Origin of the sequence: Streptomyces sp. Ncost-T10-10d (assembly GCF_900091955.1) — a bacterium.
GTDB lineage: Bacteria > Actinomycetota > Actinomycetes > Streptomycetales > Streptomycetaceae > Streptomyces.
Window position 1 is genome coordinate 1 of the sequence record NZ_FMDF01000098.1, and the last position, 12,295, is coordinate 12,295.

The window sequence follows — 12,295 nt, forward strand, 5'->3', positions numbered from 1 at the left end:
CTCGGCGGGCTCGCGGGCGGCGACCGCCGCCCGGTACGGCAGGACCCGGCGGCCCGCGGCCAGGGTGTAGGCGACATCGGCCAGGTGCAGGCCGGGGCCGGCGGTCTCCAGATGCCCGGCCAGCCGCCGGCAGGCCTCGGAGAGCGCCGCCGGGGAATGCGCGGAGAGCGGCAGCAGCTGCCAGCCGGCCGCCGGTGCCGGAGCGGACCGGGCGGCCTGTTCCACCACCACGTGTGCGTTACTGCCGCCCAGCCCGAACGAGCTCACCCCGGCCAGCCGGCTGCCGCCGTGCGGCCAGGGCCGCAGCGTCCGCGGCACGGTGAACGGCCCGGCCCCGAAACCGAGTTCCGGGTGGGGCTCGCGGAACTGCACATGGGCGGGGACGCTGCCCTCGCCGACGGCGCGTACGGCGGCCACCAGTCCGGCGATGCCCGCCGCCGCGTCCAGGTTGCCGATGTTGGCCTTGACGGTGCCGAGCGCGCAGGACCCGGCGGGTGACGCGCCGGCCGCCCGCCAGACCTGGTGCAGGGCGGCGAGCTCGATGGCGTCGCCGAGAACCGTGGCGCTGCCGTGCGCCTCCAGATAGCCGAGCTCGTGCGGGCTCACCTCAGCGCGGGCGAGTGCCTCGGCGACCACTGCGGCCTGCCCGTCCGCCCCCGGCGCCGCGAAACCGGCGCGGTGGGCGCCGTCGTTGTTCACCGCCCAGCCGCGCAGCACGGCGTGTACGCGGTCGCGGTCCGGGTCGACATCGGCGTAGCGCTTGAGGACCACCGCGGCGGCACCGGTGCCGTACCCGGTACCGGCGGCCGCCGCGTCGAAGGCCCGGCACCGCCCGTCCGGTGAGACCAGCCCCTCGGGCGTGTGCCGGTGGCGCGGCAACGAGACGCTCGCACCGCCGGCGACCGCGAGGTCGCAGCCGTAGTCGAGGAGGCTCTGCGCGGCGACGCAGACGGCCGTGAGCGAGCTGGAGCACGCGGTCTGGACGGCCATCGCCGGTCCGCGCAGGCCGAGCCGGTACGCGACCTGCGCGGGCAGGTAGTCGGCGCCGGGCCGGGTGGCGAGCTGCGCCTCCCAGTCGACGGGGCCGCCACCCGAGGCCGCGGGGTTGCCGAGCAGGTGGAAGAGGAAGTACCGGTTGGTGGAGATGCCGGTGAAGACCCCGACATCGCCGTCGTGCCGCCGCGGATCGCAGCCGGCGTCCTCCAGCGCCGCCCAGGCCGACTCGAGGAACAACCGGTGCTGCGGGTCGAGCAGCGCGGCGTCACGGGCGTCGAAGCCGAACAGTTCCGCGTCGAACCCGGCGATGCCGTCGAGCGTCCCACCGGGCAGCACCCCGCCGGACCGCACCAGCGCCGGATCGTCCAGCAGCCCCGGGCCGATGCCGAGTTGCCGCAGCTCCGCCTCGGTGTAGTCGTGGACGGCGTCGACGCCGTCGCGCAGCAGCCGCCAGAGTTCCGGCACGCTGTCCGCGCCGGGGAACCGGCCGGCGAGGCCGACGACGGCGACGCGGTCGTCGTACTCGCTCACCGCCGCCCCTTCCCTTCGCGGCGGGCCCGGCGCGCGGCCCGTTCGGTGACCCGGCGCAGGCCGGGCGCAGCGGTGGGAGCGGCGTCGCCGTCGAGATGGCGGGCCAGCGCGGCGACGGTCGGATGCCGGTACATGTCCAGCAGCGGCACCGGTACACCGAGGCTGTCCCGCAGCAACCGCTGCACATCGGCCAGCAGGAGCGAATTGCCGCCCAGGTCGAAGAAGTTGGCGTCGGTGACGACAGCCGGTGCCTTGAGGGCCGTGCACCAGGCCCGGGCTATCGCCTCTTCGGTGGCGGTACGCGGCCCCGGGCCCTGTCCCGCGGGCAGGGGCGCCGGCGGAGCGGGCAGCGCCCCGATGTCCACCTTGCCCGTGCTGGTCAGCGGCAGAGCGTCGAGGACGGTCAGCAGGCGCGGCACCAGATGCTCCGGCACCTGGGCCGACAGCCGGCGGCGCAGCTCCTCGGGATCGAGCCGGGTGCCCGCGACGGGCTGCACATGACCCAGCAGTTCCGTGCGGCCGGTGTCGTCGGTCCGGGCGACCGCCACCGCCCGCAGCACTCCGGGGAGTGCGGCGAGGTGGTACTCGACCTCGCCGAGTTCGACGCGGATGCCGCGGATCTTCACCTGGCGGTCCAGCCTGCCCAGATACGCCAGCCTGCCGTCCGGCAGCCGGCGCCCCAGATCGCCGGTGCGGTAGCTCGACATGCCGCGTCCGGTGCCGCCGTCGCGGCCGAACCGGTCGGCGGTCAGCTCGGGCGCCTGCCAGTAGCCCGGTGCGACGTACGGGCTGTGGATGACGATCTCCCCCTCGTCGGCCGACGGGTCGCCCCCGGGGCCGAGGAGCGAGACGGCGTACCCGGCCAGCGGGTAGCCGATGGGCAGGACGTCGTGCTCCAGCGCGGCGTCCGGCGGCAGGTGGTCCTGAACGGCGAAGCTGGCCTCGGTGGCCCCGTACCCGTTGACGAACACGCAGTCCGGCGCGAAGTGCGCGCGGCAGCGCAACGCGTCGTGCCGGGTCACGGTCTCGCCGCCGAGCACCACCGCGCGGACCGTGTCCAGGCGCCGCTCCCCGAGCACGTCGACCAGGTAGCGGTACACCGTCGGTGTGGAGTGGAGGACCGTCGCCCCCCGGTCGGCCAGGGCCTGTGCGAGGTGGGCGGGGCCGTGCCGCCGCACGTCCACGACGACGGTGGCCGCCCCGGCGAGCAGTGCCGCGAAGGTGTCGGTCACCGCCATGTCGAAACTGAAGGAGGACACCACGCTCAGCCGGTCCGCGGCCGTGATGCGGAAGTTCTCGATGTGGTTGGCGACTCCGTGCAGCACGTTGCGGTGCGTCTGCGGCACGCCCTTCGGCCGGCCCGTGGAACCGGAGGTGCAGAGCAGATAGGCCAGGTCGTCGGGGCGGGCGGGCTGCTCGTCGGGGCGGTTGTCCGGCCCGCCGGGACCGGCCGGCCCCGGTGGCGGCACCACGCGCAGCGGTTCGGCCCGCAGCCGGTCCACCGGGCCGGCCCCGTCGGCGATCACGATGTCGATGCCGGCGAGCGCGACGAGCTGTGCCAGGCGCGGTACGGGATGGGCCGGGTCCAGCGGTACGTAGCAGCCGCCGGCGAACAGGACGCCCAGAATCGCGGCCACGGTCTCCGGCGAGTGCTCCAGCAGGATGCCGACACGATCACCGTGCTGGATGCCGGCGGCCCGGAGTGCGGCCGCCGTCCGGTTCGCCGCGTCCGCCAGCATGCGGTACGTCCACGGCTCGCCCTCACCGAGCACCGCCACGGCGTCGGGCCGCCGGGCGGCCTGTGCCGCGAATGCGGCCGGGATCGTCCCATGGCCGGCGAGCGGCCGGTACCCGGTCTGCCGCCGGTGCCGGTCGGCGAAGGGCACGGGCGGTGCCCCGTCCGGTTCCGGAGGGAACGGCCGGTCGTGCGGAGTCGTTGCGGTCACCTGGCTCCCCCGTTCCCTTCCGGTACGGCGGACGGCCCCGCCGGTGTGCGGCGCAGGCGTTCGCGCAGCGCGAGCAGCCGGCGGCAGACGTCCGGGGTCAGCTCGGCCGGGAACTCCTCCGGCTCCCAGCCCGGTTCGGCGTCCGCCAGCGCCGCTGCCGCGGCCGGGGCGAACCTGACCCGCCCGCCCTCGACGACGATCCCGTCGGCCTGCGACCACCGCTGGTTGGCGGCCACCGCCTCGGCCCGGCCCAGTCCGGCCGGCAGACGCAGGGCAAGGCGGCCGCCGCTGATCCTCACCGGGTAGCCGCCGGGCAGCCCGGCCACGCCCGGCAGGCTGGTGTCCAGCTCCGAGCCGCTCGCCAGCGCGTCGATCAGCATCGCCCCCGCCTGTCCGGTCACGTGGTTGAGGGCCGACCGGTCGCAGGCACGCTGACCGGCCAGTGCCGCGGTGACCCCGTCCAGCGGCTCGTCGTCCAGCCAGCCGAGGGCCTCGCCCGCCGGGCCCGGCGGGTTCAGGTGCACATGGTGGCCGACCACCCGCAGCCGGCGCTGGTCGGGCAGGCCGAGCCGGGCCTGCAGACTCGCGGCCAGCAGCGCGACGTTGCCGATGCCGCACAGCACCGGCACCCGCAGCGCGGCCAGCACCGGGTTGACCGCGTCCGGAAAACAGGCGTTGACGAACCAGGAGCCGCACTCGGCCGCCGCCCGGCCGGCCACCACGGCGAGATCCGCCTGCAGCGGGAGGGTCAGGCCGAAGCCACCGCGCCCGAGGAGGGCGGTCCAGGCCGAGGGCGCCCCGCGGCGCTCCCACGGCGACTGGTGGGAAGCGCACAGCAGCACACCGTCCGGCGCCTCCTGACGGATCACCTCGGGCAGCGCGGCCCGCATGTCCGGCCCGGTCGTCCGCGGCCGGAAGCGCACGGCGCGACCGGCCAGCGCCCCGCGCGTACCGGCCAGTTCGCACAGTTGGCCGACGCTCTCCCCGCGGGCTGCCACGACCACCTGCAGCGGCGGGCCGGCCGCTGTCGCCAGGGCGGCGCAGACGGAGGCGGCCAGAGAACCGCTGCCGATCACCATGACCGTGGGCACCGCCGTCATCGCACCGGGGCCCGTCCGTGCGGTCTCGCGGTCGCGAAAGTGATCTTCGGTATCGGCACCGCTGGATAGTAACGCCTCACCGGCCGCGCCGGAGGGCTCCGCGGCAAGGTATTCGAACACTTCCCAAGCACCGACGGCGTGGTTAGCATGCCCACTCAGTGCGAGATCAACTAAGCCCTGTCCGGCCGGTGTTCCTGGCGGCGGTGCGGTGTCGGCGGCGAACCACCGGACACCTGTGGGCGTTTTTCCGGGGGGAGCTTGGGTTGAGGGTGTCGCCGATGTCCGCGCCGGCCGTGTACGGCACCGGCCAGGAGCCGGTCGGGCTGACCGACCTGCCCGGGACCCGCTGGCAGGTGTGGCGCGACGCCGTCCTGCGCTCCACCGGGTTCCCGGCGGAGGGCCTGCGCGTGTTCGCCTCGGCCGCCGCCGCCTCGGCCGCCGAGGCCCGTCTCGCCGGAGACATCGACGAGGCCGGCTATCGCGCAGCCTTCGGGGAGGCCGCCGCGGTCATCGGCGCCCGGTTGTACGAGATAGCCGGCGACCCGCTCTTCCGCGAGGCGATCACCTGGCAGAACCCCGGCGTGCTGGCGTCCCTGGACGGGCTGCGCGCGGCCGGCCCCGACGCCCCGCCGGATCGCAAGACCCGCCGCCGGCAGGCGGTGGTGGCCCGCTACTGGCAGCGCTACTGCGCCAAGAACGACACCATCGGATTCTTCGGCCCGGTGTGCTGGGTCCGGCTGACCGACGACGACGCCGTGGTGACCGCCCGTCCGGGACCCGGCCTGGTGACCGGGCGTCAGGTGTACTTCGAGTGGTGGGCCCTGGCGGCGTTCGCGGACCGGCTGGCCTCCGATCCGCGCTTCCGGCCGCACCTGCCCGTGGCACTGCAGCCCCAACTCTCCGTACGGGGAGGGATGTTGCATCGCCCCGTGGCCCCGCCCGTGGAACTCACCCCCGCCGAGGCGGCTCTGCTCGGCCTGCTGACCGGGCCGCGCCCGGCCGCCGGGCTGGTGGCCGAGCTCGTCGCGGACAGCGGCAACCCCGTCCGCCGCAGCGCGGACGGGTTCATGATGCTGGAGCGCCTCACCGAGCGCGGCGTGCTGCGCTGGGGCATCGACCTGCCGCTGAACCTGACCGCCGAACCGACCCTGCACGCGGCCGTCGACGCGATCGGCGATCCGGCCGCCCGCGAGGCCGCCCGCGAGGAGTTCGGCCGACTGGACGCCGCCCGCTCCGCGGTGGCCGCCGCGGCCGGCGACCCGGCCGCCCTGCACGCCGCGACGGTCCGGCTGGACGAGGTGTTCAACGAGCTGACCGGGCTCGACAGCCGTCGCAGGGCGGGGCAGACGTACGCCGGACGCACGCTGTGCCACGAGGACTCCGTGCGCGACCTGGAGCTGTCGTTCGGCCGGCCGCTGCTCGAGGAGCTGGCGCCCGCACTCGACGTGCTGCTCACGGCCGCGCGCTGGCTCAGCCACACCCTGGCGTCGGCGTACCGGCAGGCGCTGCGGGAGGTCTACGCCGACCTGTGCGCCGACCTCGGCACCCGGGAGGTGCCGCTGGGCGATCTGCGCTATCTCGCCCACGGCTTGTTCTTCGGCGCCGCCCGACGGCCGGTCGACGACGTCGTGGCCGCCTTCGCCGACCGGTGGGCCGAGCTGACGGGCGGGACGGAACCGGCACCGGGCACCCGCCGGGTGCGGCTGCGCTCCGCGGAGCTGTCCACCCGGGCCGCCGAGCTGTTCGACGCGCCGGGTCCCGGCTGGTCCACCGCCCGTATCCACAGCCCGGACCTGCAGATCGCCGCGCCCAGTCCGGAGAAGCTGGCCACCGGCGACTACACGGTGGTGCTCGGTGAGCTGCACGCGGCGTATCTGACGCTGTGCACCGGCGTGTTCAGCCGGGCCCACCCCCGACCGGGCGCCCTGCGGTCCGCGATCGACCGGGATCTCGGGAAGGACCGGGTGCAGCTGCTGCTGCCGGAGGACTTCCCCCGGATGACCGCCCGGGTCGCCGATCTGCTGTGGTCGCCGGACAACTGGCAGCTCGGCTTCGTACCGGCGCCCGGCGCCGAGCACTCCCGGCTGCTCCCGGTCACCGCGCTGACGGTGACCGAGCGGGACGGCGACCTGGTGGCGCAGCACGCCGACGGGCAGGAGTGGCCGCTGCTGGAGCTGTTCGCCGACTTCCTGTCCATGCACACGGCGGACGCGTTCAAGCTGGTCGCGGCCGGTCCGCACACCCCCCGGGTGGCGATCGACCGGCTCGTCGTGGAGCGCGAGACCTGGCGCTGCACGGTCGGGGCGACCGGCCTGGCCACGGCCAAGGGCTATGCCGAGCGGTATCTCGCGGCCCGGCGCTGGGCGTCGGAACTCGGTCTGCCGGACCGGGTGTTCATCCGCCTCGGCACCGAACTCAAGCCCACATACGCGGACCTGACCAGCCCGCCGCTGGTGTACTCGCTCGCGTCCATGGTGCGCCGTGCCTGTCTGGACGCAGGGCCCGACGTCGAGGTGGTGGTCACGGAGGTGCTGCCGCTCCCCCGAGGACACCTGGGTGCCGGATGCCGCCGGCCGCACCTATTACTCCGAGCTGCGCGTGCAGGTCCGCGATCCGCTCGTGCCGCCGCACGCCGCGGGGAGTGCCGATGACTGAGGCCGTGCCCGAGCGCTGGGGCAGGGGAGAGTTGCTCGCGGCGACCGCGCCGACCGTGCCACAGGCCGTCCTGGCGGCGGCGCGGCGACGCCCCGGTGCCATCGCCGTGCGGCAGGGCCGCCGTGCGATGACCTACGCCGAACTGGTCGCCTCGGCCGGCGGACTCGCCCGGACGCTGCGTGACCTCGGTGTCGGACCCGAGGTCACGGTCGGTGTGTGCGGCCGGCGCCGGCCGCACACGATCGCGGCGATGCTGGGCGTCATGCTCGCGGGCGGTGCCTATGTGCCGCTGGACCCGACGCACCCCCGCGACCGGCTGCTGGCCGTTCTCGACGACGCCGGTGCGGAGCTCGCGGTCGTCGACGCGGAGGGCCGCGCACTGCTCGCCGACGCGGCGCCGGACCGGCTGTTCGTGACCGCACCGGCCGACGGCCCGGCCTCCCCGGACCGCCCGTCCCCGGACCACCCGGTCCTGGAGGCCCTGTCCCCGGACAACCCGGCGTACGTGATGTACACCTCCGGCTCGACCGGCGCCCCGAAGGGCGTGGTCGTCACCCATCGCAGCGTGACGGCGTTCCTGACGGCCTCCGCACACCGATTCGGGATCGGTACGGACACGATCGCCCTGGCCACCGCGTCGTTCGGCTTCGACGTGAGCGTCCTGGAGGTCTTCACCACGCTGGCCGCCGGCGGCACCGTCGGCCTGGTGCCGGAGGCCGACCGCCGTTCACCGGAGCGGCTCGGCCGCTTCGCCGCCGCCCACCACGTCACCTGGGCCACCCCGCCGGTGTCGATGCTGCCGCTGCTGGACCCGGCCGATTTCGCCGCGCTGCGGGTGCTCGTGGCCACCGCCGAACCGGTGGCGCCCGATCAGGTGCGGCGCTGGGCGGGCACCGCCGAGGCGCCGAGGCTGCGCTTCGTCAACGCCTACGGCCCGACGGAGACCACGGTCGAGGCCACCGCCCACGACGCCACCGGCGACTGGACCCGGCCGGTGCCGATGGGCCGCCCGCTGCCGAACCTGCGCGTGTACGTGGTGGACGCGGCGCTGCGCCCGGTGCCCGTCGGCACGGCGGGCGAGCTGTTGGTCGGGGGCACGGGGCCGGCCCGCGGATACCTCGGACGTCCGGGCCTGACCGCGCAGTGGTTCGTCGCCGACCCCTTCTCCGGGTCGGGAGGGCGGCTCTACCGCACCGGCGACCTGGCGGCCTGGGAACCGGACGGAGCCCTGCGCTACCTCGGCCGCGCCGACCGGCAGCTCAAGGTTCGCGGTCACCGCGTCGAGCCGGGGGAAGTGGAAGCCGCTCTGGCCGGCCACCCCGAGGTCCGTCAGGCGGTCGTCGACCTGGTCCCGACCGCGGCGGGACCCCTGCTGACGGCGTTCCTGACGCCCGCGCGGGCACCGTCGGACGCGGCCCTGCGCGAGCACTGCGCCCGGCTGCTGCCGGCGGCCATGGTGCCCGCGCGTTTCGTCCGGCTCGACGCGCTGCCGCGCAACGCGTCCGGCAAGACCGACCGGGCGGCGCTGCACGAGCTGGCGTCACCGGCCATCGCGGAACCCGGCGCCGGCTGGCAGCCGGACAGCGAGGAGGCGGCCGTGGTCGCCCGGGCCTGGGCCGACGTGCTGGGCGTGCCGGTGCGCTCCGGCGACGACACCTTCTTCGACGCCGGCGGCCACTCCCTCGGCGCGATGCGGCTGGTCGCCCGGCTGCGGGCCGACCTGGACCGGGACGTACGGATCGAGGACGTCCTGCGCGGCCGTACGGTCGACGGCCTCGTCGCCGCCCTGGCCACTGCCGCGCCGGCCGGCCCGGAGCTGACGAGCGGCAACCCGCCGACGCTGTCGCCGGCGCAACGGCGGCTGTGGTTCCTCGACCAGCTCACGGCGGAGAGCGGCGCCTACAACATCGCGCTGGCGCAGCGGCTGCACGGCCCGCTGGACACGGCGGCGCTCCGGTCCGCCCTGGCCGAGGTCGCCCGGCGGCACGAGGTGCTGCGCTGGCGGATACCGACCGTCGACGGCGCGCCGGCCGTGGTGATCGACCCACCCGGCGACATCCCCCTGCCGGTCACCGATCTGACGACGCTTCCTCCGGCGGAACGAGCCGGCACCCTGGCCGCGCAGCTCACGCAGGCCGCCGGGGCCCGCTTCGACCTGGCCGCCGACCGGCTCTGGCGGGCCCGCCTGCTCCGGGTCGGCGAGGACGAGCACGTGCTGGCGGTCACCGCCCACCACGCCGTCTTCGACGGCTGGTCGCAGGGACTGTTCCTGCACGACCTGGGCACGGCGTACGCGCGCCGGGCGGCACCGCTGCCACCCGCGGCGGCCTCGTTCGCCGACTACGTGGCCTGGCGGGCGGACCGGGCGGACCGCCGCGCCGACACCGATCTGCGCTGGTGGCTGGAGCACCTCGACGGCGTGCCGCCCGTGCTGGAACTGCCCGGCGACCACCCCCGCCCGGCCGAGCAGACCTTCCGGGGCGGGCGCGTGGAGACGCTCCTCGGGGCGGGGACCACCGCGGCGGTGCACGCGCTGGCCCGTGACTGCGGGGCGACGCCGTCGGCGGTGCTGCTGGCCGTGCTCGGCCAGCTCGCCGGACGGCTCGCCGGACGCGACGACCTGGTCATCGGCACGCCCGCGGTGGACCGCCGGCACCCCGCGTTCCTGGATCTCGTGGGCTTCTTCATCGAGGTGGTGCCGCTGCGGCTGCGCCCGGCCGCCGGCCGGAGCTTCCGGGCGCAGGTGCGGGACACCCGGGACGAGCTGCTCGACGCCCTGGCCCACCCCGAGGCACCCGTCGAGCGCCTGGTGGAGGCGCTGCGGCTGCCCCGCGACGCGTCCCGCCAGCCGCTGGTCCAGGTGCTGTTCAACGCCTACAACTTCCCGCAGCCGCAGCTCGAACTGCCCGGACTGGACGTCACGGCGGAACCCGTACCCGTACCCGGGGCCCCGTTCGACCTGACCGTGTACGCCGCCGAGGCCGACGGACGCTACCGGATCGAACTCGTCCACAACACCGATCGCTTCACGACCGCCCGCGCGGAGCGGCTCCTCGCCGCCTACGTACACCTGCTGGACGGTTTCCTCGACGCGCCGGACCGCCCGGCCGGGGAGATCGGCCTCGATCCGTACGCCGATCTGTTCGAGGGCACGACCGCCGGCCCCGCGCCGGTCGTGCCGTCGGCCCTCCCGGCGCTCCCCGTCCCCGGCGGCGGCACCGAGGCGGCCGTCCTGGCCGTCTGGCGGCAGGTCCTGGAGCGCGACGACATCAAGACCACCGACAACTTCTTCGATGTCGGTGGAACGTCACTGCTGCTCGTCACCGTGCGGCAGCGACTCGAGGACGTGCTCGGCCGGCACCTGAGGGTCGTGGACCTGTTCCACCACCCGAACGTCCGCGCGCTCGCCGCCCATCTCGACGGTGCCGCACCGGCAGCCGGTGCGGACCGCGGCACCGACCGAGGCCGGGCACGCCGCCGCCGCGCCCCGGCCCGCGCCGCACGGCGGCGTGGGCCGAACTGAACAGCACCGCCCGGCTTCCGGACTCGGAGAGGCAAAAATGACGACCCCGCAGGACATCCCCGGCGGCGACGACGACGTCGAACCGATCGCGATCGTGGGAATGGCGTGCCGCCTGCCCGGCGCGGCCGACGTCGACGCCCTGTGGCGCAACCTGGTCGACGGTGTGGTGTCGACCCGCACCGTGCCGCGCACCGAGCTGCTCGCCGCGGGAGTATCCCCCGCGGTGGCCGACGACCCGTCGTACGTGCCGGTGGTGTCCACCCTGGACCACCCCGAGTCGTTCGACTACGGCTACTTCGGCATGACCCGCCGTGAGGCGGAGCTGGCCGATCCGCAGATCCGGCTCTTCCTCGAGCTGGCGAACACCGCGCTGCAGCACGGCGGTTACGACGCGACGCGCTTCGACGGGGACATCGGCGTCTACGGCGGGGTCGGGCCCACCCGGTACTACTGGCGGCACCTCGGCGCCAACCGCGCCGTGCTCGACGCCCTGGACGGCTCGATGGCCCTGTCCAACGCCAACCTGGCCGACTACGTCACGACCACCACCTCGTACCACCTCGACCTGCGCGGACCGAGCGTCAGCGTGCACACGGCCTGCTCCACCTCGCTGGTCGCCGTGCACACCGCCTGCGAGGCGCTGCGCGGCGGCGAATGCGATCTGGCCCTGGCCGGCGGCGCGTCCATCGAGCTGCCGCTCAACCACGGCTACCTGCACACCGAGGGCGGGGTGGAGTCCGCCGACGGCCGCTGCCGCCCGTTCGACGCCGGCGCGACGGGCACCGTATGGGCCTCCGGAGGCGCCATGGTGCTGCTCAAGCGGCTGTCCGACGCCCTGGCCGACGGCGATCACGTGCACGCGGTGATCCGGGGCAGCGCGGTCAACAATGACGGCGCCGGGAAGGTGGGCTTCACCGCGCCCAGCGTGGAAGGGCAGGCCGCCGTGGTGTCGACGGCCCTGTCCGTGGCCGGGGTCGACCCCCGGACGGTGAGCTATGTCGAGGCGCACGGCACGGCCACCCGCCTCGGCGACCCGATCGAGGTGCGGGCGCTGTCGCAGGCGTACGGCCGGCAGACCGGCGACCGGGGCTGGTGCGGTCTGAGCTCGCTCAAGTCCAACATGGGCCACCTGAGCCAGGCCGCCGGGGCCGCCGGACTGATCAAGGCGGCGCTGTCCCTGCGCCACCGGATGATCCCGCCCAGCGTCGGCTACGAATCGCCCAACCCCGCCATCGACTTCCGCACCGGCCCGTTCTACGTCAACGCCACGCTGGCCAAATGGGACACCGACGGCACGCCGCGCCGGGCCGGGGTCAGCTCGTTCGGTATCGGCGGCACCAACGCGCACGTCATCCTCGAGGAGGCGCCGAGCCCGGCGGGCACCCCGTCGGAGCGGTCCGCGCACCTGCTGCAACTGTCCGCGCGCACCCCCGAGGCCCTGGCCACCGCCGTGGACGAACTCGCCGCGCACCTGGCCGACCGGTCCGAACCGGCCATCGCCGACGTGGCGCACACGCTGCGGGTCGGCCGGCGCGAGCACCGGC

Annotated in this window: 6 protein-coding genes; 3 read left to right on the plus strand and 3 right to left on the minus strand. The window is 75.3% G+C overall.

Annotated elements, in window-relative coordinates; all coding sequences use genetic code 11:
- The 3 genes from GA0115254_RS14530 to GA0115254_RS14540 all read right to left on the minus strand — a co-directional run.
- The coding region (locus GA0115254_RS14530) for a beta-ketoacyl synthase N-terminal-like domain-containing protein (RefSeq protein WP_141720829.1) at positions 1–1,527 on the minus strand (1,527 nt) is incomplete at its 3' end.
- Positions 1,524–3,473 carry a non-ribosomal peptide synthetase gene (locus GA0115254_RS14535; protein WP_176740126.1) on the minus strand — a complete coding sequence of 650 codons (1,950 nt, stop codon included), beginning with the start codon at positions 3,471–3,473 and terminating at the stop codon, positions 1,524–1,526. The genes GA0115254_RS14530 and GA0115254_RS14535, both read right to left, overlap by 4 nt.
- Positions 3,470–4,693, minus strand: coding sequence for a potassium transporter TrkA (locus tag GA0115254_RS14540; protein WP_176740127.1), 1,224 nt, complete (start codon positions 4,691–4,693; stop codon positions 3,470–3,472). The genes GA0115254_RS14535 and GA0115254_RS14540 overlap by 4 nt, the downstream gene beginning before the upstream one ends.
- A 158-nt stretch (positions 4,694–4,851) precedes the next feature.
- On the opposite strand from GA0115254_RS14540, the gene GA0115254_RS14545 reads away from it, so the two are divergent.
- The 3 genes from GA0115254_RS14545 to GA0115254_RS14555 all read left to right on the plus strand — a co-directional run.
- On the plus strand, positions 4,852–7,224 hold the full coding sequence (locus GA0115254_RS14545) for a lantibiotic dehydratase (protein WP_218105543.1): 2,373 nt from the start codon (positions 4,852–4,854) through the stop codon (positions 7,222–7,224).
- The gene (locus GA0115254_RS14550) at positions 7,221–10,751 is read left to right on the plus strand and encodes a non-ribosomal peptide synthetase (RefSeq protein ID WP_093895694.1); all 3,531 of its coding nucleotides are present in this window, start codon (positions 7,221–7,223) and stop codon (positions 10,749–10,751) included. Before GA0115254_RS14545 ends, GA0115254_RS14550 begins: the two co-directional genes overlap by 4 nt.
- A gap of 37 nt (positions 10,752–10,788) precedes the next feature.
- Positions 10,789–12,295 (plus strand): type I polyketide synthase (locus tag GA0115254_RS14555; RefSeq protein ID WP_141720830.1); only part of this gene is annotated, 1,507 nt, incomplete at its 3' end.

Bases quoted from the DNA above. Each gene is read 5' to 3' on its own strand.
- GA0115254_RS14545 (WP_218105543.1), top strand. From the start codon at position 4,852: ATGTCCGCGCCGGCCGTGTACGGCACCGGCCAGGAGCCGGTCGGGCTG.
- GA0115254_RS14550 (WP_093895694.1), top strand. From the start codon at position 7,221: ATGACTGAGGCCGTGCCCGAGCGCTGGGGCAGGGGAGAGTTGCTCGCG.